Consider the following 20,549-nt stretch of genomic DNA (forward strand, 5'->3'; position numbering starts at 1 on the left):
ACATAACCCCGACTTTTGCAAAAAGTTGGGGTTATTCAAGCTGATGCCCTAATTTTTAGAATAGAGCTTTCAAACAACATAATTTATGTTACAATCAGATGGCAGTCGAAAATTAATCGGCAAATAACTCAAGACCACAAACGCTATCGAGTTCCAGAAAATTTATCAAAACTTGTAAAAATTATTATAAGTATTATTTCTGGATAAAAAATAATTATGAAAATATTCACTATTGGACATTCCAATCATACAATTGAAACATTTATCGAACTGTTACATCAACATCAAGTAACAGCTTTAGCAGACGTGCGTTCTAGTCCTTATAGTCGCCGATTTCCTCAGTTTAATCAATCAGCTTTAAAAACAGCCCTAAAAACCGTAAATATCGCTTATGTTCCCCTGGGAGATAACTTAGGCGCTCGTCCCCGTGATAGAAACTGTTATATAAATGGTATGGCTCGTTATGATTTAATTGCTGCCACAGAAGCTTTTAAAATCGGCTTAAATCGTCTAATTCAAGGCTCAGAAAAATATCAAATTAGTTTAATGTGTGCAGAACAAGACCCCATTGTTTGTCATCGAGCTATTTTAATTTGTCCACATTTAAAAAATGCTGGTTTAGAAATTCACCATATTCATAAAAATGGAGATTTAGAATCAAATGAAGATTTAGAAAATAGGGTATTAAAACAGAATAATTTATATAAATTGTCCGCTAAATTGTCCGCTGATTTGCCAAGTCCTGTTAAACAGCTTTCTCTATTTGATTTGCAACTTGATTTCCCACCCATACAAACCCTAGAAAAACCTCTTTCCCGTGCCGAATTAGTAGAAAAAGCATATCAATTACAAAGTGAAAAAGTAGCTTATACAGAAACAACAGATGATGATTAAACAAGTTAATTTATTTACTATTGGCTTCACACAAAAAAAAGCCGAGCAGTTTTTCGAGACCTTAACAAAAGCAGGTGTGAAGCGAGTTATTGATACTCGTTTAAATAATGTTTCCCAACTTGCGGGATTTGCGAAAAAGCCTGATTTACAATATTTTCTCCAGAAAATTGGTGGAATTGAATATATCCATATTCTTGATTTAGCGCCCACTAAAGATATTTTGGATGCTTATAAGAAGAAAGAAATAACTTGGGATAGCTATGAGCAGAAATTTAATCAACTGATGACACAGCGACAAATTGAAAGGAAGTTATCTATAGATATCATAGATAAAAGTTGTTTATTGTGTAGCGAGTTAAAACCCCATAATTGTCATCGTCGCTTAGTGGCTGAATATTTGCAAATTAACCTAGAAAAAAATATCAAAATTCATCATCTTTAAGTATAATATTAGTTAAGGTGCTAATTAAAGTTTAACAATGCTGTGGTTTGATATTATTTGTCTTGCTAAATCTACTAAGCATGGCGGAATTTGTCTTGCAGGTATTAAAACCGATGGTACAGGGTGGTTACGGCCAGTTTCTAATAAAAAAGATGGAACTCTATATCCAGAACACTACACAGTGAGAGATGGTAGAGAAGTACAATTATTTGATGTTGTGAAAATTCCTTTTCTTAGATATGAACCAAAATGTCATCAACCTGAAAATTATCTCATTCATTATAGTTATAAATGGCAGATTTTAGGACAGGCTACTTTAGAACAAGTCCGAGAATTAATTAAACCAGAAATTCAAAAAAATTCTTCTCAACCTAGGTTATTAGGTAATTTCGATAAACGTATCCGTTATCAAGATTTAGAGATATCCCCGATTAGATCTTCATTAACAATGATAAATCCAGAAGAATTAAAATGGCAAGTTAAATATAATTCTTCACATAAGAAGACTTACAGATGTCTTTTTTATTTATGTGGTAATTTTTATGATTTACCAATCACAGATCCAGTGTGGATAGACAAACTTGGTTTTTTAGAAGAGGGAATATATTCCTGTGAAGAGGTAATCGAAAAACTCAACTTGAAAAATTTTGAACCTGATCAATTTAGATTAACAATTAGTTTAAGTGAACCTTTTCAACCTCAATTTCACAGTGAGGAAATATTTTGTTATAAATTGGTGGCATCTGTTATTAATGTTACCGATATTATTAAACGTTTAGGATGGTAAATATTCCCAAATGATTTAATAATTCGGGAATTTAAATCTATCAAAAGAACTAACTTATTACTAAGCACACAGTGTTAAAAATATGTTAAAAATAAATATCCTTGACTTTTGCAAGAAATCAAGGATATTTCTTATTTGCACCCTTCCCCTCATATTTAAGTTTAAGATTTACTACAGTGCCATTTTGGACTTGATAATTATTCAACTATATTCCCTATTTTGGAACTAGCTAATGTTGGTGAGGTGAAAATTTGTGAGTACAAATTTGCAGGTTGTTGACGAGCGACAATTGGTAAAACTTGACGAGCATGAGCCGCAACTTCTACTGTTTTCACATCATAAGCTTGTGTGATCAGCTTAGGATAAAAACCAATGCCGATGATAGGAATTAACAAACAAGCAGTAATAAACAACTCTCGTGGCTTAATATCAAGAACCACAGCATCTAAATGCAATTCTTCATTCTTGTCACCATAGAACACTTGACGCAGCATAGAAAGTAAATAAATGGGTGTTAAAATCACGCCAACTGCTGAGAGAAAGATGATGACAATTTTGAAGCCGGAACTGTAAACATCACTAGTAGCAAAACCCAAGAATACCATCAATTCACCGACGAAGCCACTCATACCAGGTAACGCTAGAGAAGCCATTGCACCCATGGTAAAAAGAGCAAAAGTTATTGGCATTACTTTAGCCATACCGCCCATTTTATCCATCATTAAGGTGTGAGTACGTTCATAAGTGACACCGGATAAAAAGAATAAACTAGCAGCAATTAAACCGTGAGAAACCATCTGTAATACAGCACCATTGATACCGATTTCTGTATAAGATGCAATCCCAATTAACACAAACCCCATGTGGGCAATTGAAGAGTAAGCCAAACGGCGTTTGAGGTTGGTTTGTGCAAAAGCACAACAAGCACCATAAACAATATTAACTACACCTAAAACTACTAAAACAGGAGCAAAGGTGATATGAGCATCAGCCAACATTTCCACATTAAAACGAATTAGGGCATAACCACCCATCTTTAACAATACACCTGCTAAGATCATTGAACCAGGAGCGGACGCTTCACCATGAGCATCAGGCAACCATGTATGGAAGGGGAAAATAGGTAATTTGACACCGTACGCAATCAAGAAACCGGTATATAGTGCCAGTTCTAAAGCTTTGGGATATTCTTTCATTCCCAATTCTGTCATGTTGAAGGTCAAATTATCACCATAGAAAGCCATGGCAAAACCAGATACTAGTATAAGTATGGATGCAGCAGCGGTATAGATAATAAATTTGGTAGCTGCGTAACGGCGGTTTGCTCCTCCCCAAATGGAAATTAACAAATAAACGGGTACTAACTCAATTTCCCACATCAAAAAGAACATTAACAAATCTTGGGCAAGGAATACACCCAATTGGGCGCTGTACATTACCAACATTAACGCATAAAATAAACGCGGCTTATTGGTTACTTTCCAAGCCGCGAATACTGCGAGTGTGTTAATTAAGCCTGTTAATAGTATCAGGGGCATTGATAAACCATCAACCCCCAAAGACCAATTAAAGCCAATTTGAGGTATCCAGGAATAGCTTTCTGTCAGTTGTAGGGCTGAACTTTGGAAGTCATAACCCTGCCAAAGAGCGCAGATAATTAATGAAAAATCTAATATTGCCACCCACAAACCGTACCAGCGCACAGTTTTACCTTCTTTATCGGGAATAATCGGAATTGCCAAGGCTGCCACTAATGGCAGGAAAATTATGGCTGATAACCAAGGGAGTTCTATTGTATTCATAACTGTTGACAATATATTTTTGGTTTTGCTTTTGTTTACATTATATTAAGAAATTTTTACTTTTGTAAATGATTTCTTGTGAACATCTCCAGTTTTGTGGATTTTATTAGTAATAAATACCTACTGAAGTCTGGTGCAAGTCTATTCTAAATGTAAATTTTTGTGATGTCAACAAAAAAACAGCGCTATTAGTCGCTGTCTTTAGTTATAATGCCCCGGCTAAGGATAAATTTAAACTTTCACAAGGTTGTTTAGGATGCTTAAACAATACGGTTGACAATTGTCCACACTTGACAATCTGATCTAACATAGGGGACAGAAATGGTCTTAAAGCCTGTGATGAAAGGTTTGTAGTAAACTTGCCAATACATAGGACTAAGTTCGTCAGCGCAGGTTTTGAGAAGTTTAATTTCTTTGGCCAGTTCCCCTGCTAGTTCGTTAACTCGTTCTGCATGAATTTGAGCGATTTTTTTGGCTTCTTCTAGCTGTGCTTCTTGTTGCGATATGCGGATAGAAATAGGTAAATGCCTATTTAGATAGACTTTCCTTTGTTGTATTTGCTTTTCTAGGAAAGATATTGCATCATCTATGCCTTTAAGTTCAGCAGATAATTGGGCATTTTCCCTAGCTTGACGACGATAAGCTTCAACAATGGCTAAATGTGAATCATTTTCGCCCAATTCTACATGATTATTAGTTAGTATAGCCCTTTCTTGCTGGAGTGCTTGGATTTGGGATTTTAGTTCTACTATTTCTGACTGAATTTTTTCCATATTATGTTATGACTGTTAATTGGTAATTGGTAATTGGTAATTGGTTTTTCATCACCCATTACCAATGGAAAATTCAAAATCTAAACTTTAAAATGTGGTCGTCCCTTGCATATCTAGGTCAAGTATTCGCACAGTTGAAGTGATTCCCTTTTGTAACCAAGCATTTTTCATGGCTATTTCTACTGCTTTTCCCTTGCTTGTATCTACTAAAGCCAAAAGTGTGGGACCGGCACCACTGATTACCATACCATAAGCACCAGCATCTATAGCAGCGTTATTAACAGCGTCATAGCCAGGAATTAAAGCTTGACGGTAAGGTTGATGTAATTTATCTTGTAATGCGGTTTTTAACCATTCTTCCCGATTAGTTGCTAAACCGCGTAACAATAAACCAAAATGAGAAATATTGAAAATCGCATCATGACGACTGATTTCTGTAGGTAGAACTTTCCTTGCTTCTGAGGTTGATAACTCAAAATCAGGAATTGCTACTACTGGTAGTATATCCCGATGCCAGGGAATATCGCTAATTTCCCAACCTGTGTTACTGGTAGCTGCCAGACGACAACCACCCAATAGCGCTGGTACTACATTATCAGGATGTCCTTCTATAGCGATCGCTAATTTCATCACCTCCAATTCAGACAAAGGCCTACCAGCCAATTCATTGGCTGCAACTAACCCGCCGACAATAGCCGTGGCGGAACTGCCTAAACCCCTAGATAAAGGTACACCCAACTTAATCTCTATTTTTACTGATGGCGGTGTTTGTTCTATATATCCATATAACTTAACAAATGCCTGATATAAAAGATTACTCTCATCAGTTTGTACCTTTTCCGCCTCCACACCAGAAACTTGAATCATTAAGCCATCTACATCGAGAGTAGTAAATTCAAATTGATTGTAAAGCTTTAAAGCTGCACCAATGCAATCAAAACCCGGACCCAAATTTGCAGTCGTGGCGGGAACTTTAACAGTAATGTGAGAAAAGACAGCCATTGAGATTAATTCAAAATTCCAATATAAACTACCTCATCTTACAGAAACACTAAGTAAGCGTAAAGCACAGTAACTTTTATCGGGAGGATACACTGCGCTAACGGTACTGAGTATGTTCTTTATTCCAGGACTTACGCAACTGGCACGATTCCTAGGTCGCGCTTCCCTATCGCCCAGAAACAGGGAGGCCATCACTATTTAGGGCTTGCTGAATAAGTTGTCTGTGAGGGCAGGGAACTCTTAACTCTTAACTGGGAATAGTTAGTAAGACATAGATTAAGGGATTAAAACCGAGTAATTTAACGTGAGATGCAGTTTTATCGGTTATAAATCAGCTAAATTTAATTTTAGCACCAATAATGGCGTTTTTTTACCTAGCAAAAAGTGGGAATTTTGGAATATTCATTGATATTACATAACTATATAGTTCTAGAAAGCTAGTCCTAAGTTAGCAAACAAATAACTATTGACCTTGAGGGATTTAAACCCGATTTTTTGATCATTTTTTAGCGAACTGCTTGCAGCAGCACTTCACTATGGTTATTTATCTGGACTTAATCCGCAAAAACTGAAACGACCAGATATGGTTCATACAGATGATGGTTAATTTGTACAGTGCGTAAGTCATATATTCCTAACTCCATGACTCCTTGATTTTCCTGTGAAGTATTTAAGTATGGTATTACATAAATACGCATCTGGAGGTAAAGATTGTATGGACAATTTAGGAATTGTCCATACAAGGGTTTTCGGTCACACCGCCTTTGATTTAATTTCTAGAAGATATATAATCTAAAACTGCTCAATGCCAATATTTTTCCAATTCACTTGACTAATATCGATCTATAGGGTTATACTCATTGACGTTCGGTGAAACATCGAAATAAAAAAAGACATCGCTTTTAATTATCCATTAGTCAAATATCGTAATTCATTTTTACATTGATTGCGAGGGGTAAGAGTTTTGAAAACTGTATAGTTTAGTTAATGTTTGGCGGATAACACGCCTCTTACGGGTATCGTATCACGTAGTATCCCCTGTCCGTTCAGGGTATGTTTGTGTCGACGTGCGTAACAGGAAGAAAAAACCAAAATCAGGTGCGTAAATTTATCTAGTTTTTGGGAACTTTTTTCCAGAGAGTATGATTCAATAAAAATGTGGTAAATTCAGTTAGTTAATCTGGGAGTATCTATGACATCATTGGTGGAATTAAAACCAAAGGTATTAAGTGATTCACAATCCAAAGTTGAGGGCGCGCGTTGGCTGATTATTGGTGGTGGAGATCATGCCATCAAATTTGTTCAAATGTTATTAGCTGATAAACCATCACAAGAATTAGTTATTCTCACGGAAAATCCCCATAATATCTCTGATATCTCCAACTTAGAAGAAACCGAAACCCAGATAACTTATGGTGGAAGTCTGAGCGATTTATCTGACTGGGTTCAGCAATCCTGGTCTGGCGTGGTATTGGGGACTCAAACAGGCCTCCATGAAACACAAGTGCAAACTCTGATGCAATTGCGACTGAAAGGTATTCCGGTTTATCGTCTACCCGATATTTGGGAAACCTTATATCAAAAACTCCCTTCTTCCCTACTTGAGGATGAGTGGTTTACCTTTAGTAAAGGCTTTCTACTAGTATCTAGTGATACTAGTAGAAAAATCAAGAGAGTTACAGATACAATAGTCACTATGCTATTATTTGTCTTACTATTTCCGCTCATGGTTTTGGTAGGACTGATGATTAAACTAGATAGTCCAGGTCCGATTTTCTATAGCCAATTGCGAACCGGACTCAACGGTAAACCATTTCGGGTTTACAAGTTCCGTTCCATGTATCAAGATGCTGAAAAACAGGGCGCACAATGGGCAAGCCAACGTGATTCCCGTATTACCAGAGTAGGACATTGGCTACGACTCCTGCGAATTGACGAACTACCCCAGATTTGGAACGTGTTGCGCGGAGAAATGAGCCTGATTGGTCCTCGTCCAGAAAGGCCAGAATTTGATGTCAAGCTCAAAGAAGCGATTCCTTACTACGAACTGCGTTATTTAGTCAAACCAGGAATCACAGGCTGGGCGCAAGTCCTTTATCCTTATGGTGCTTCCATAGAAGATGCCTACGAAAAGCTGTCCTACGACATATACTATATGAAAAACTATTCGCTCTGGTTGGATTTAGTTATCGCTTTTAAAACCATCAAAGTCGTCTTATTAGGTAAAGGCCGATGAATCAAAAAGTCTTGGTGACAGGCGGTGCAGGCTATATCGGTTCTCATGTGGTCCGTCAACTCGGAGAAGCTGGTTATGACGTAGTTGTCTATGACAACTGCTCCACAGGCGTGCCTAATTCCGTACTCCATGGTCAACTAATTATTGGTGATTTAGCAGATATAGACCGCCTTTACCAAGTCTTTGCCAAGCATCAATTTAGTGCAGTACTTCACTTTGCTGCCAGTCTAGTTGTCCCAGAATCGGTTGCGTACCCCCTTGATTATTACGCTAATAACACCCGTAATACCTTAAATCTGCTCCGCTGTTGTAGTGTCATGGGCGTTAACCAATTAATTTTTTCTAGTACGGCCGCAGTTTATGGCGAGCCTCAAGAAAATCCGGTTACGGAAAATACTCCTACCTTACCGATTAACCCCTACGGACGCTCCAAATTGATGAGCGAATTAATGATTCGAGACTACGCCCTAGCGTCTCCTATGCGATATATAATACTGCGTTACTTTAACGTCGCCGGAGCCGACCCTGGGGGAAGAATCGGACAAAACTCACCGAATGCAACTCACTTGATTGCAAATGTTTGTAATGCTGCACTTAAACGCCAATCAGAATTAAAGATATTTGGCACCGATTTCCCCACCCCAGATGGTACAGGAATCCGAGATTATATCCATGTTGAAGACCTGGCCACAGCCCATGTAGATGGTTTACGCTACTTGGAACAGAACGGAGAAAGTCAAATTCTCAACTGTGGCTATGGCAAAGGTTATAGTGTTAGGCAAGTTGTGGAACAGGCGAAAGCTATTTCTGGGGTAGATTTTCCCGTGATTGAATTAGAACGTCGTCCTGGAGATCCAGCCTGCGTAACAGCTTGTGCGGATAAAATTAGGCAGGTATTGAATTGGCAACCCAAGCATAATAATCTGGATGATATCATTTATAGTCATCTAGTTTGGGAAACCAGAAAGCTAAAAGATATAATAGATCCCACGGGTTAGGGCAACAGGTGAGAGGGTTGGGTAGGTGTCAGGTTAACTGTAGTAGAGACGTTCCATGGAACGTCTTTACATAGAGCAGACACTTTTAGAATGAAGCAGGAAGAAAAAACAGGAAGAATGTTAACATTAGTTAGCTTTTTTGGAGCGGATAACCTCTCACATTGACCACAGAAAGAAAAAAAATCTGGTAATTGTTAGCTTATGTTAGCTTTTTTTGCGGAACTTATTTATTCGACAAGATGTCTTGGCTGTAGACTAAATAAGTGATAAAATCAGTATATTTTATGAAATTAATATATGTCTATTAACCAAGAAGACCAGGATTCCATTGATATTCAACAGTATTGGCTGATCTTAAAAAGACGTTGGTTCGTCGCCTCAGTTGTGATGGCCTCCGTTATCTCAGCTACAGCCTTTATGACTTACACACAAAAACCAGTTTACGAATCACAAGGTAAGCTCGTTTTTACGAAAAAAGATGCAGCTTCATCCTTGTCAAGTCTATCAGACAAGATGGGAGAACTGGGCGGACTCACAAACCTCAGCAACCCAGTTGATACCGAGGCCGAAGTCATTCGTTCCAATCCCATTGTCACGAAAACTATTACCGAACTAAAGCTCAAGGGTAGAAAAGGCGCACCCATGACCACGGGTGATTTCCTGAAAATACTCAAGCTCAAAACTATCCGGGGGACGGATGTGATGGAACTTTCCTACAAGAGTACCGATAAACGAGAAGCCGCCAATGTAGTTAATTCCTTGATGAAACATTACCTGGCTAGTAATGTTAGCACTAACCGCGCCGAGGCGATCGCTGCCCGGGAATTTTTGTCTAAGGAGTTGCCAAAGGTAGAAAGACGAGTTACGGAAGCAGAAATAGCTCTGCGTCGGTTTAAAGAAAAGAACCGAGTCGTCGCTTTGGATGTAGAAGCCAGAGTGAGTTTGGAATCTTTAGGAAATTTAACTGAGGCCATTACCCAAAGCCAAGGGGAATTGGCCGCAGCTTATACTCGCTCCGTAGCATTACAAAATGAAATGAAACTGACTACACAACAAGCCGTTGATCTGAGCAGTTTAAGTCAATCCCCTGGGGTACAGCAGGTACTAACAGAATACCAAAAGACACAACACGACCTAGCGATAGCGCGAACCCTTTATACCAATGATAATCCCAAAGTAGTTGATCTATTACTGAAAGAAGCAGCCCAGAAAAAAGAACTAGAAGCGCGAGTTACCGAAACCGTTGGTAATTCCAACTCCTTACCCAAACAAAACTTGCAGATAGGAGAACTCAAACAGGCATTAACTCAGGATCTAGTCAAGTCAGAAGTAGAAAGATTGGCCTTGACAAACCAAGTCGGGGAATTACGGAAGGTATTTATAGTCAATAAAAGCCGTTTAGATAGCTTACCTCGACTCGAACAACAACAGTTACAGCTACAGCGACAGTTGATGGTAGCACAAACCACCTACCAAGAACTGCTGAGGCAATTCCAGTTAGTTCAAGTCATGGAGAATCAGAATGTAGGTAATGCCCGGGTCATTTCGGAGGCTTTAGTGCCTGAGATTGCCGTCTCTCCCAAAAAGCCCCTGAATTTAGCACTAGGTGGCTTTTTGGGACTCCTTCTGGGTGCAGGGACGGCACTCCTGTTAGAATCTATGAACCAAACCCTGAAGAATATTGAAGAAGCCAATCGGTTCTTGGGATTCCCCCTGCTGGGGACAATTCCCCAATATGGTGAAAAAAAGAGGAAAAATACCGTCGTGGAAGGTCTGCTGGAAGTGCCTTTACTGGATCAACCTTATTCACCAGTCAGTACATCATTGGAAATGCTCAATACTAACCTGGGCTTCACCATTTCTGACAAAGAGTTACAGGTAATTTTGGTGACTAGTACAACGAGTGGAGAAGGTAAATCTTTTGTGGCGGCCAATCTGGCTGTAGCCGCATCCCATGTGGGAAAACGCGTGCTGTTAATAGATTGTGATATGCGTCGTCCCCGTCAGCACCGCATTTGGGAAATACCCAACCTGCTGGGACTGAGTAATATCTTAGCCGGTCAAAACGAGGTAAAACCAGCTATCCACACAGTATTCTCTAATGTGGATATGCTACCAGCCGGAAAAATTCCGCCTAACCCAGTGACACTTTTAGATTCCCAGCGTATGGCTGACTTGATTGAGGAAACTCGTCAGGATTATGATTTTGTGATCATTGACACGCCACCCTTGACAGCCGTTACTGATCCCCTGATTATCGGCAAGTTTGCCGATGGCTTATTGCTAGTTGTCCGTCCTGGCCGGGTGGAATATTCAGCGTTGAAGTCCGCGAAATCATTACTCAATCAATCAAAAGTGCCTATTTTGGGCATGGCCGTGAATGGTGTTAGTGAGGAAAGCGGTTATGGTGGTTACTACTATTATAGAGGTTATAGGGGTTATTACCGAGAAACAGAAGAAACCAGTAAGAACAACAAGTCTGTGGAAATTAATCTGAAATAAGGCTTGACTTTATTCCCTGCCCATGCAACAATATAAAACTGAGATGTGTTATAATTTGTTGGTTTGACACAAAAACAGTTTTTACATCTGTAGGATTAATTGAATGATCACCGTTTTGGGAGTTGAGCTTTGATGGTCTTAGGATCTCAGTTCCTCCCTCGCAACCTGCTCGTAACTGAGAAGGCCAAAGCAGGGGAAAACTATGTCTAATTATGGGATTCTGGTATTTTGATGCGATCGCCAACCAATACTGATGGAAAAAACCGATATTCTGCCTGTATTGTCGGGAATAGAGTTAAAATTAACTGTTGATGATGTATTTGGCTGGTTGAAAATGGCTTAATCAAGCATTACCTTAGAGAAGGTAAGAGTTTTACTAATGAAGTTATCTCCTCGCCACCGATGTCAAATTAGCCCCTATGGGGATGCCATTGCAGGATATATGACTGAATCAACATTGATTGTTTAAACTAAATAACCCACAGATAGATAGTTTACACCAGATTTTGTTAAGCCACCGACACAAGACGAATTACTCTACGATTAATGAACTCTAATAGAATCGAAAAAACTATATTGTTTTTGAGTCTCCTTATTTAATATTAGTAGAAGCTAAAAAAGACAACTTTGAGTAAGGGTGGGGACAATGTTTAGCCGAATTAATTGCCGCTCAGAAGCTAAACAATCAACCGTAACAATTACTATGTGGTATTGTTTTTAATGTTAAAATATGGGAATTTGGACAACTGCGAGAACAAGATTTTACTAAAAATATCCAAGAGTATAGTATATCTAATTTAGATAAATTATTTGCCGGACTTAACTATGTTTTTGGACAAAGTTAGTTATTTACGCCAAGAAATATGCCCAAAATGAAAATTGGCTCATGCTAAGTAAATTAACTTTCAAAAAAAGTTGTCATTTCGTAAATCAAGTGATAGTATAAGTTTACTTATATAAGTTTACTTATATAGTAAATGGGTAATTAATACAATTGTTGTTTTATTCCTGACTTTTTCCATTTTGTCCTTGTTGTAAGCTTAAATAGTCCTATTAAATAATAATAATGAGTTTAACTGCTAGTATCATAATTAGAACTTATAATGAGCAACGATATCTTGAAAAACTGCTCAAAGAAATTCAGAACCAGGTGGTAGATGATTTAGTATATGAAGTAATCATTGTTGACTCTGGTTCTACAGATAAAACGCTAGAAATAGCCCATAAATTTAATTCCAAAATTCTAAACATCAAAAAATCCGAATTTTCGTTTGGGCGTTCCTTGAATATTGGTTGTGCCGCAGCTACTGGAGATTACTTAATATTTATTAGTGGACATTGTGTGCCAGTTAATGAGTATTGGCTAATGAGGTTAATCAACCCGTTGATAGTCAAAAATATTGACATTACCTATGGTCGTCAATTAGGTGGAGAAACCACAAAGTTTAGTGAAAATCAGCTTTTTGATAAATTCTTTCCGAAAGATAGTCAAATTCCTCAGAAAAGTTTTTTCTGTAATAACGCTAACTCTGCGATCTTAAAAAGTGTGTGGAAAAAATATAAATTCGACGAATCTCTAACGGGATTAGAAGATATGTACTTAGGTAAACAAGTTGTTGCTGCTGGTGGCTTGATTGGCTATGTTGCCGAAGCAGCTGTTTATCATTATCATGATGAATCTTGGAGTGTGGTAAAAAGGCGTTACGAGCGAGAAGCGATCGCACTGCAAGAAATTATGCCAGAAGTGCAAATTAACTTGGGAGATTTTCTCAGATATTTTATTAGTGCGGTGTTACTAGATGCTGGTAGTGCGTTGCAACAGAAAAAGTTATCCAGTCAAGTTGGTGAAATATTTATGTTTCGGTTAATGCAGTTTTGGGGGTCATATCGCGGTAACCATGAACATAGAAAAATTTCTGCACAAATGAAAGAAATGTATTTCTATCCTCGAAATATTTCTAAGGAAAATTATTCTTAAATTTATTCTTAAATCATTATTCAGACACAACAAAAGCAGCCATCATGTCAAAAACACTAAAAATAGTTGCTCTTTTACCAATGAAAGCCAACAGTGAAAGAGTTAAAGGCAAAAATTTTAAATTTCTGCATAAAAAACCGCTTTTCCAATGGATATTGGATAGCCTGACTGCAATTCCCGAAATCTCAAAAGTTGTCATCAATACTGATGCTCGTGCTATTTTAGCATCACATCAATTAGTTGATTCAGAAAAAGTACAAATAAGAGACAGAAAGCCAGAGATTTGCGGTGATTTTGTCAGTATGAATCTAGTCATAGGAGATGATATCGCTAATGTCCCAGCCGATGTTTATCTCATGACTCATACAACCAATCCTCTCTTGAGTTCCGCAACTATTCAAAAGGCGCTACAGCGGTTTTTAGATGCCAGGGAAAATGGCAGTGCAGACTCCTTATTTACAGTCAACCGCTTTCAAACACGGTTTTATCGAGAGGATGGTACAGCAATCAATCATGACCCTAATAACTTGATTAGAACTCAAGATTTAGAACCTTGGTATGAAGAAAACTCTAACCTCTACATCTTTACGGCTGAGAGCTTTGCTGCTACAGGTGCTAGAATTGGCAAAAAGCCGATTTTGTTTGAAACACCCCGTTTAGAATCTATAGACATAGATGATCAAACCGACTGGTATTTGGCAGAATCAGTTGCCCAGTTTATGGAATTTCAAACAATAGAAACAGCTTAAAATAATGAAATTAAAATTATGAAAGTTTTAGTTACTTGCCCACCAATGATTGGTTTGATTGACACATTCAAACCCGTGTTTAGTGCCAAGGGAATTGAAGTTGATTGCCCTCATGTTGTCCAAACTCTTTCAGTAGAAGAACTGAAATCTTTAGTTCCTCAGTATGATGGCTGGATAATTGGTGATGATCCAGCAACCAAAGAAGTATTTATGGCTGGTAAGTTGGGTAAACTGAAAGCAGCAGTGAAATGGGGCGTTGGTGTAGATAATGTGGATTTTGTAGCTGCTAAAGAATTGGAGATTCCCATTGCCAATACTCCCCGAATGTTCGGCACTGAAGTAGCAGATATTGCAGTGGGTTACGTTATTGGGTTAGCAAGACAAACGTTCTTCATTGACAGGGGTGTGAGACTGGGAAAATGGTTGAAGCCTTCTGGTATATCTCTGTCCGAAAAAACAGTAGCTTTATTAGGGTTTGGTGACATTGGCAGAAATACAGCCAAACGGTTATTAGCTGCTGATATGCGAGTTATTGCTTATGATCCTTATTTTCAACCAGCAGCGGGATTAGAAACTGTTGAATCTGCCCAGTGGCCTAACCGGCTAGATGAGGCTGATTTTATTGTCTTGACTTGCGCCCTAACTCCAGATAATTGGCATATATTAAATAAGGAAACTTTAGCTTTAGCAAAAAGAGGGCTGCGGATTGTTAATGTAGCACGCGGGCCATTAATTGATGAAGTAGCTTTAGCTGAAGCGTTGGCATCGGGACAGGTATATTCAGTAGCATTGGATGTTTTTGAAGTCGAACCATTGCCTGAAGAATCACCGCTACGACAATTTGAACAGTGTATTTTTGGCTCTCACAACGCCTCAAATACTGTGGATGCGGTTCATCGTGCTAGTGAACGAGCGATCGCACTTTTGTTTGACTTTCTGGGTGTAAGCTGATGCCGAAAAGTGTCCTTGTTACAGGAGCCAATGGTGGTATTGGTAAAGCGCTATGTAAAGTTTTTGCAGATGCTGGCTATTTCGTCATAGCCTCAGATCAAGTTACAGGGGATTGTGCTTGTGATGTTTTCATTCAAGCTAATATTGAAACACTGTGTATTGATCCAGAGTATCGCACCAATATTTTTGCTCAAATGCGCGGATACTTGAGTGAGCAAGGTCTATTTGCTTTAGTCAATAATGCTGCTGTTCAAATATTGGGTAAGACAGAGGAAATTCAAGTAGAACAATGGCGACGGACTTTAGATACAAATTTGATTGCGCCTTTTCTGCTAGTTCAGGGTTTGTTACCAGAATTGAAAAAAGCTAGGGGTTCAGTAGTTAATATTTCTAGTGTTCATGCTATAAGTACAAAGCCAGGATTTGTTTGTTATGCCACGAGCAAAAGTGCTTTAGTGGGGATGACAAAGGCTATGGCAGTAGATTTGGGGGCTGACCTGCGGATTAATGCAATCTGCCCTGGCGCTACTGCTACACCAATGCTATTGGCTGGATTTGAGGGTAAGGAGGAAGAGTTTCAGCAATTATCAAATATGCACCCCTTGGGGAGGATTGCCCAACCAGAGGAAATTGCTAGTGTAGCCTTATTTTTGGTGTCACAAGAAGCAAGTTTTATTACTGGTGCGTCTTTGAGTGTGGATGGAGGAATTGGGAGCAGGTTGCATGATCCTGTTTAAACACAATGTTAATCTCATCAAGGCGGAAATAAATTAAGTTGAAATAGGGCTTGACTTTATTCCCTGCTCATGCAACACTATAAAACTAAGATGTGTTATACCATAACTATACTATATTGGTTAGACACAAAAACAGTTTTCACATCTGTAGGATTAATTGAATTATCACTGTTTTGGGAGTTGATCTTTGATGGTATTTGGATATCAGTTCCTCCCTTGCAACCTGCTAGTGACTGAGAAGGACGGAGTAGGGGAAAGCTACGTCTAATTATAGTATTCTGGTATTTTCATGCGATCGCTAACCAATTCAATACTGATGGAAAAAACCGATATTCTGCCTGTATTGGCAGGAATAGAGTTAAAATTAACTGTTGATGATGTATTTGGCTGGTTGGAAATGGCTTAATCAAGCAACACCTTAGACAAGGTAAGAGTTTTACTAATGAAGTTATCTCCTCGCCACCAATGTTAAATTAGTCCCTATGGGGATGCTATCGCAGGATATATGACTGAGTCAACATTGCCTAAACTAAATAACCCAAAGATAGATAGTTGATCACCAGATTTTGTTAAGCGGCCGACACAAGACGAATTACTTGACGATGATGGGATTCCCATGGAGACTTACCGCCCGCCATAAGCAGAGGGAGCAGAATTATTACTAGCACAAGAACAACAGAGAATGGAGAAGTTGCTCGCACAATTACGGGCAAAGGGAATAAATCCCAATGAACTCTAATAGAATCGAAAGAACTATCAAGAATTTGTCTAAAATCACCATTGCTAAAATCTATAGGACTTACGCAAGTTTTACAACAAAAATCTGTTGTAGGGTGCTTTACTACTGCAAAAATCCTGCAAATAAACAGATTGTTGATATCTGACGCACCCCACCAATGTGCCAGTTGCGTAAATCCTGATCTAGAATGAAATAACCCGGCATACAAACCATACTCCCCAAAGAGCAAAATCATGTCTTATAATCAATACAAAAATATTGCCCAAGTCTTAGGGGACTTTCCTTTAACTTATCAAGAAGAGAATTTCATCCAAGAAAATCCCTTAGAAATTGATAATTACTTTCGTAATCGTTTTGAATTGGTTTTACGGGAAGGAGTTGTATTTAACTCAGAGTATGCTATTTGTGAAGGAGTTATTTTTCCTATTTTAATTGAAATTTGGCAAAAGTATAAGGATAAGTTATTAATATGGAGTCATCAGCCATTAAATTTTGATGAAAGACTATCAGGTATCCCTGATTATATTGTTGCCAAAAGATCACCTAGAGGCAAAATTGTTTTTGAGTCTCCCTATTTAATATTAGTGGAAGCTAAAAAAGACAACTTTGAGGAAGGGTGGGGACAATGTTTAGCCGAATTAATTGCCGCTCAGAAGCTAAACAATCAACCGAAACAATTATTATATGGTATTGTTTCTAATGGTAAAATATGGGAATTTGGACAACTACAAGAACAAGATTTTATTAAAAATATCCAAGAGTATAGTATATCTAATTTAGATAAATTATTTGCCGGACTTAACTTCGTTTTTGGACAAAGTTAGTTTTAGTTAAGTTATTTATGCCAGGAAATATGCCCAAAATGAAAATTGGCTCATGCTAAGTAAATTAAATTTCAAAAAAAAGTTGTCATTTCTTAAATCAAGTGATAGTCTAAGAAAGATTATTGCGAATACAGGTTGGTTATTTGCAGACCGCATCCTTCGCATGGGTGTGGGGTTATTTGTGGGGGTTTGGGTCGCTCGCTACTTAGGAGTACAACAGTTTGGGGTTTTTAACTATGCTACTGCTTTTGTCGCCTTATTTAGTACCCTTTCCACCCTTGGTTTAGATGCCATAGTAGTCCGCTCTATAGTCCGAGAGCCTGAGAAGAGAGCGGAAATTTTAGGAACAGCTTTCTGGCTGAAATTGTTTGGTGGTGTTGCCGCTTTAATACTAGCTGTTAGCTCTATTGTTGCGGTGCGTCATGATGACCAATTGACGATTTCCCTAGTAGCGATATTGTCATCTGTAGGGATTTTCCAGGCTTTTGATACAATTGACCTTTGGTTTCAATCTCAGGTACAGTCAAAGTATACTGTCATTGCTAAAAATACAGCTTTTGTCATCACTACTTTAGTTAAAGTAGCCTTAATCAGTTTTCATGCTCCATTAATTGCTTTTGCTTGGGCAGGATTAGGAGAGGTAAGTTTAGGTGCAATTGGTTTGATCATATCCTACAGAGTTAGGGGTTATTCACCTTGGTTGTGGCCTTGGAGTTCACCACTTGCTAAGACCCTTCTCAAAGAAAGTTGGCCTTTGATCTTGTCTGGTTTAACCATCATGATCTACATGAAAATTGACCAGATCATGCTAGGCCAAATGGTTGGTGACAAAGCTGTTGGTCTTTATTCAGCCGCAACTCGGATTTCTGAGGTTTGGTATTTCATTCCTACAGCGATAACCTCTTCAGTATCCCCAGCAATTTATGCTGCTAAAGAGGTAGGTGAAGCACTATATTATCAACGAATCAAACAGTTGATCAGAATGCTAGTGTTGATTTCTCTTGTAATTTCCGTACCGATGTCTTTTATGTCTAGTACACTAATTACAATACTTTTTGGTAATGGTTACTCGGAAGCTGGAAAGATATTAGCAATTCATATTTGGGCTTCTTTATTTGTATTTATGGGGGTAGCCACATCACCTTGGTTTATAGCGGAGGGTTTAACTGAATTTTCATTTCATCGAACTCTGATTGGGGCAGTTGTAAACGTTGTGCTAAACTTCATTTTAATTCCCAGTTGTGGTGGTATTGGTGCTGCGATCGCTACTGTTATAGCCTATGCCATAGCTGCATTTTTTGCTAATGGTCTTAATTCAAAGACACACAGAATATTTACTATTCAATTGAAGTCGTTAATATTATTAGCATAATTTGGTTGCATAAACTTGCTTAACTAAATAGTGTCTAAATTGAATATTGATATTCCCGTTAACCAATAACTAAATCTAAATCTATGAAACCGTTAAAGACATTTATAAAGTATTTAATTCACTGTGTCAAATTCGATAATTTTATGTTAAGGTCATACTCTCAAGAAGGAGAAGATATGATATTAAAGCGTTTATTTGAAAAACAGTCAGATGGATTTTATGTTGATGTTGGTGCCCATCATCCTAAACGTTTTTCAAATACCTTTATTTTTTACAGTAAAGGATGGAAAGGAATCAATATCGATGCTATGCCTGGAAGTATGAAAGCCTTTAATAAACAACGTCCAAGAGATAAAAATCTTGAAATTCCTATTGCAAAAGAACAAAAAAATCTAACTTATTTTCAATTTAACGAACCTGCATTAAATGGCTTTTGTGAAGAATTGGCTGTATCTAGGGATGGAAGTAATAGCGCATATAAAATAATTTCTAAACAAAATATAGAAGCTTATCCTCTAAGTGTTATTTTAGATCAGCATCTAGATACTGATCAATCAATAGATTTTCTTTCAGTTGATGTTGAGGGATTGGATCTAGAGGTATTGCAGTCTAATGACTGGTTGAAATTCCGTCCAAAAGTAGTTTTAGTCGAAATTTTGGATAGTTCTTTAGATACAATTCAAAATGATGCGGTGTATCAGTTTTTGACTGCTCATAACTATCATTTATATGCAAAAGCAGTAAATACAGTTTTCTTCATTAGCGATAAATTCCTATCTGAACGCATGATGTAGCTATGACTTTTGAAACATCCTCTCATATTTGCGTATTGTGTCGATAAATAAAATAATTATGAAAACCCCAGTTGCATTTATCATATTCAATCGTCCAGATACAACCAAAAGAGTATTTGAAGCCATTCGTGATGCCAAACCTCCCAAGCTTTTGGTAATTGCCGATGGACCTCGTGCAGACCGTCCGGGAGAAGCAGAAAAATGTGCTGCTGCCAGGGCGATTATTGAGGGTGTGGATTGGGAATGTGAGGTATTGACTAATTATTCAGATGTTAATTTAGGATGTGGCAAGCGCGTATCAACAGGTATAGATTGGGTGTTTGATCAGGTGGAGGAGGCTATTATTTTGGAGGATGATTGCTTACCTGACCCTACGTTCTTTGAATTTTGCGAGGTTATACTAGATAAATATCGTGATGATGAAAGAATTATGATGGTTAGCGGGACTAATTATTTAGGAACTTGGAAATCGACTATTCAAAGTTATCATTTTTCTTACTACGGTGGTATTTGGGGTTGGGCATCCTGGAAAAGGGCTTGGAAGCATTACGACTATGAAATGAAATTGTGGGCTGATACTGAAGTAAAAGCTCGCAGTCGTGATGTTCTTGCTAGTGAAAAACAATATGTACATAGAAAAAAAATATGGGAGCAAGTTTCTAATGGCATGATTGATACATGGGATTATCAATGGGGCTTTGCTCGTTTAGTACAGTCTGGCTTATCAATTGTTCCTTCTGTTAACTTAATTTCTAATATTGGTTTTGGCAATGATGCAACCCATACAAAATCAGCTGACTCAGCAGTAGCAAATATTAAATCAACTGAAATAGAGTTTCCTCTGAAAATAAATAAGTTCACAGTTGTGGATAGAGATTATGATCGCAAATTATTTCACAAGCTTATCAAAAACAAAAATATTTTTGATAGGATTAAAAGTAAGTTGTTGAAATTCGGCAATAAATAATA

Annotated in this window: 17 protein-coding genes; 14 read left to right on the forward strand and 3 right to left on the reverse strand. The window is 38.0% G+C overall.

Annotation, left to right across the window (positions count from 1 at the left end):
• Positions 1 to 216: 216 nt before the first annotated feature.
• From FFO06_RS07505 to FFO06_RS07515, 3 genes are read left to right on the forward strand one after another with little or no spacing between them, the layout of a single operon-like run.
• Positions 217 to 894, forward strand: coding sequence for a DUF488 domain-containing protein (locus FFO06_RS07505; protein ID WP_137907479.1), 678 nt, complete (start codon positions 217 to 219; stop codon positions 892 to 894).
• Entirely contained in the window at positions 884 to 1,336 is a 453-nt protein-coding gene (locus tag FFO06_RS07510; RefSeq protein ID WP_228036608.1) for a DUF488 domain-containing protein, read from the forward strand. Before FFO06_RS07505 ends, FFO06_RS07510 begins: the two co-directional genes overlap by 11 nt.
• A 37-nt stretch (positions 1,337 to 1,373) precedes the next feature.
• The gene (locus tag FFO06_RS07515) at positions 1,374 to 2,123 is read left to right on the forward strand and encodes a dual OB domain-containing protein (protein WP_137907480.1); all 750 of its coding nucleotides are present in this window, start codon (positions 1,374 to 1,376) and stop codon (positions 2,121 to 2,123) included.
• 197 nt (positions 2,124 to 2,320) lie between these two features.
• Here the strand turns inward: FFO06_RS07515 and FFO06_RS07520 are convergent, their stop codons facing one another.
• The 3 genes from FFO06_RS07520 to thrB form a co-directional block, all read right to left on the reverse strand.
• Entirely contained in the window at positions 2,321 to 3,925 is a 1,605-nt protein-coding gene (locus tag FFO06_RS07520; protein WP_137907481.1) for an NAD(P)H-quinone oxidoreductase subunit 4, read from the reverse strand.
• Between the two features lie 260 nt (positions 3,926 to 4,185).
• Complete coding sequence (locus FFO06_RS07525) at positions 4,186 to 4,698, reverse strand: hypothetical protein (RefSeq protein WP_137907482.1); 513 nt, start codon at positions 4,696 to 4,698, stop codon at positions 4,186 to 4,188.
• 87 nt (positions 4,699 to 4,785) lie between these two features.
• The gene (gene thrB, locus FFO06_RS07530) at positions 4,786 to 5,700 is read right to left on the reverse strand and encodes a homoserine kinase (RefSeq protein WP_137907483.1); all 915 of its coding nucleotides are present in this window, start codon (positions 5,698 to 5,700) and stop codon (positions 4,786 to 4,788) included.
• 1,192 nt (positions 5,701 to 6,892) lie between these two features.
• Between thrB and FFO06_RS07535 the strand changes: the two genes are divergently transcribed.
• From FFO06_RS07535 to FFO06_RS07600, 11 genes are all read left to right on the forward strand, one after another.
• Positions 6,893 to 7,936 carry a sugar transferase gene (locus FFO06_RS07535; RefSeq protein ID WP_137907484.1) on the forward strand — a complete coding sequence of 348 codons (1,044 nt, stop codon included), beginning with the start codon at positions 6,893 to 6,895 and terminating at the stop codon, positions 7,934 to 7,936.
• Positions 7,933 to 8,934, forward strand: a complete 1,002-nt coding sequence (gene galE, locus FFO06_RS07540; protein WP_137907485.1) for a UDP-glucose 4-epimerase GalE — start codon at positions 7,933 to 7,935, stop codon at positions 8,932 to 8,934. The genes FFO06_RS07535 and galE overlap by 4 nt, the downstream gene beginning before the upstream one ends.
• Before the next feature lie 297 nt (positions 8,935 to 9,231).
• Positions 9,232 to 11,436 (forward strand): GumC family protein, encoded by a 2,205-nt coding sequence (locus FFO06_RS07545; RefSeq protein WP_137907486.1) that lies wholly within the window; start codon positions 9,232 to 9,234, stop codon positions 11,434 to 11,436.
• A 1,066-nt stretch (positions 11,437 to 12,502) separates the two neighbouring features.
• Positions 12,503 to 13,414: a glycosyltransferase family 2 protein gene (locus FFO06_RS07560; protein ID WP_137907487.1), complete on the forward strand. Its 912-nt coding sequence runs from the start codon at positions 12,503 to 12,505 to the stop codon at positions 13,412 to 13,414.
• A 44-nt stretch (positions 13,415 to 13,458) separates the two neighbouring features.
• Positions 13,459 to 14,163, forward strand: coding sequence for an acylneuraminate cytidylyltransferase family protein (locus FFO06_RS07565; RefSeq protein ID WP_201275439.1), 705 nt, complete (start codon positions 13,459 to 13,461; stop codon positions 14,161 to 14,163).
• 18 nt (positions 14,164 to 14,181) lie between these two features.
• On the forward strand, positions 14,182 to 15,114 hold the full coding sequence (locus FFO06_RS07570) for a phosphoglycerate dehydrogenase (protein WP_137907488.1): 933 nt from the start codon (positions 14,182 to 14,184) through the stop codon (positions 15,112 to 15,114).
• On the forward strand, positions 15,114 to 15,851 hold the full coding sequence (locus tag FFO06_RS07575) for an SDR family NAD(P)-dependent oxidoreductase (protein ID WP_137907489.1): 738 nt from the start codon (positions 15,114 to 15,116) through the stop codon (positions 15,849 to 15,851). The genes FFO06_RS07570 and FFO06_RS07575 overlap by 1 nt, the downstream gene beginning before the upstream one ends.
• Positions 15,852 to 16,823: 972 nt before the next feature.
• On the forward strand, positions 16,824 to 17,414 hold the full coding sequence (locus tag FFO06_RS07585) for a hypothetical protein (RefSeq protein WP_137907490.1): 591 nt from the start codon (positions 16,824 to 16,826) through the stop codon (positions 17,412 to 17,414).
• A gap of 52 nt (positions 17,415 to 17,466) precedes the next feature.
• Positions 17,467 to 18,786 carry a flippase gene (locus FFO06_RS07590; protein WP_137907491.1) on the forward strand — a complete coding sequence of 440 codons (1,320 nt, stop codon included), beginning with the start codon at positions 17,467 to 17,469 and terminating at the stop codon, positions 18,784 to 18,786.
• A 176-nt stretch (positions 18,787 to 18,962) separates the two neighbouring features.
• The gene (locus tag FFO06_RS07595) at positions 18,963 to 19,580 is read left to right on the forward strand and encodes an FkbM family methyltransferase (protein WP_137907492.1); all 618 of its coding nucleotides are present in this window, start codon (positions 18,963 to 18,965) and stop codon (positions 19,578 to 19,580) included.
• Positions 19,581 to 19,638: 58 nt separating this feature from the next.
• Complete coding sequence (locus FFO06_RS07600; RefSeq protein ID WP_137907493.1) at positions 19,639 to 20,547, forward strand: glycosyltransferase family 2 protein; 909 nt, start codon at positions 19,639 to 19,641, stop codon at positions 20,545 to 20,547.
• The last annotated feature ends 2 nt before the right edge of the window (positions 20,548 to 20,549 follow it).

This window comes from Dolichospermum planctonicum, assembly GCF_005402965.1.
GTDB classification, from domain to species: Bacteria; Cyanobacteriota; Cyanobacteriia; order Cyanobacteriales; family Nostocaceae; genus Dolichospermum; species Dolichospermum planctonicum.

Bases quoted from the DNA above. Each gene is read 5' to 3' on its own strand.
- FFO06_RS07520 (WP_137907481.1), bottom strand. From the start codon at position 3,925: ATGAATACAATAGAACTCCCTTGGTTATCAGCCATAATTTTCCTGCCA.
- FFO06_RS07560 (WP_137907487.1), top strand. From the start codon at position 12,503: ATGAGTTTAACTGCTAGTATCATAATTAGAACTTATAATGAGCAACGA.
- FFO06_RS07600 (WP_137907493.1), top strand. From the start codon at position 19,639: ATGAAAACCCCAGTTGCATTTATCATATTCAATCGTCCAGATACAACC.
- FFO06_RS07575 (WP_137907489.1), top strand. From the start codon at position 15,114: ATGCCGAAAAGTGTCCTTGTTACAGGAGCCAATGGTGGTATTGGTAAA.
- thrB (WP_137907483.1), bottom strand. From the start codon at position 5,700: ATGGCTGTCTTTTCTCACATTACTGTTAAAGTTCCCGCCACGACTGCA.
- FFO06_RS07595 (WP_137907492.1), top strand. From the start codon at position 18,963: ATGATATTAAAGCGTTTATTTGAAAAACAGTCAGATGGATTTTATGTT.
- FFO06_RS07565 (WP_201275439.1), top strand. From the start codon at position 13,459: ATGTCAAAAACACTAAAAATAGTTGCTCTTTTACCAATGAAAGCCAAC.
- FFO06_RS07585 (WP_137907490.1), top strand. From the start codon at position 16,824: ATGTCTTATAATCAATACAAAAATATTGCCCAAGTCTTAGGGGACTTT.
- FFO06_RS07590 (WP_137907491.1), top strand. From the start codon at position 17,467: ATGCTAAGTAAATTAAATTTCAAAAAAAAGTTGTCATTTCTTAAATCA.
- galE (WP_137907485.1), top strand. From the start codon at position 7,933: ATGAATCAAAAAGTCTTGGTGACAGGCGGTGCAGGCTATATCGGTTCT.
- FFO06_RS07545 (WP_137907486.1), top strand. From the start codon at position 9,232: ATGTCTATTAACCAAGAAGACCAGGATTCCATTGATATTCAACAGTAT.
- FFO06_RS07515 (WP_137907480.1), top strand. From the start codon at position 1,374: ATGCTGTGGTTTGATATTATTTGTCTTGCTAAATCTACTAAGCATGGC.
- FFO06_RS07525 (WP_137907482.1), bottom strand. From the start codon at position 4,698: ATGGAAAAAATTCAGTCAGAAATAGTAGAACTAAAATCCCAAATCCAA.
- FFO06_RS07570 (WP_137907488.1), top strand. From the start codon at position 14,182: ATGAAAGTTTTAGTTACTTGCCCACCAATGATTGGTTTGATTGACACA.
- FFO06_RS07535 (WP_137907484.1), top strand. From the start codon at position 6,893: ATGACATCATTGGTGGAATTAAAACCAAAGGTATTAAGTGATTCACAA.
- FFO06_RS07510 (WP_228036608.1), top strand. From the start codon at position 884: ATGATGATTAAACAAGTTAATTTATTTACTATTGGCTTCACACAAAAA.
- FFO06_RS07505 (WP_137907479.1), top strand. From the start codon at position 217: ATGAAAATATTCACTATTGGACATTCCAATCATACAATTGAAACATTT.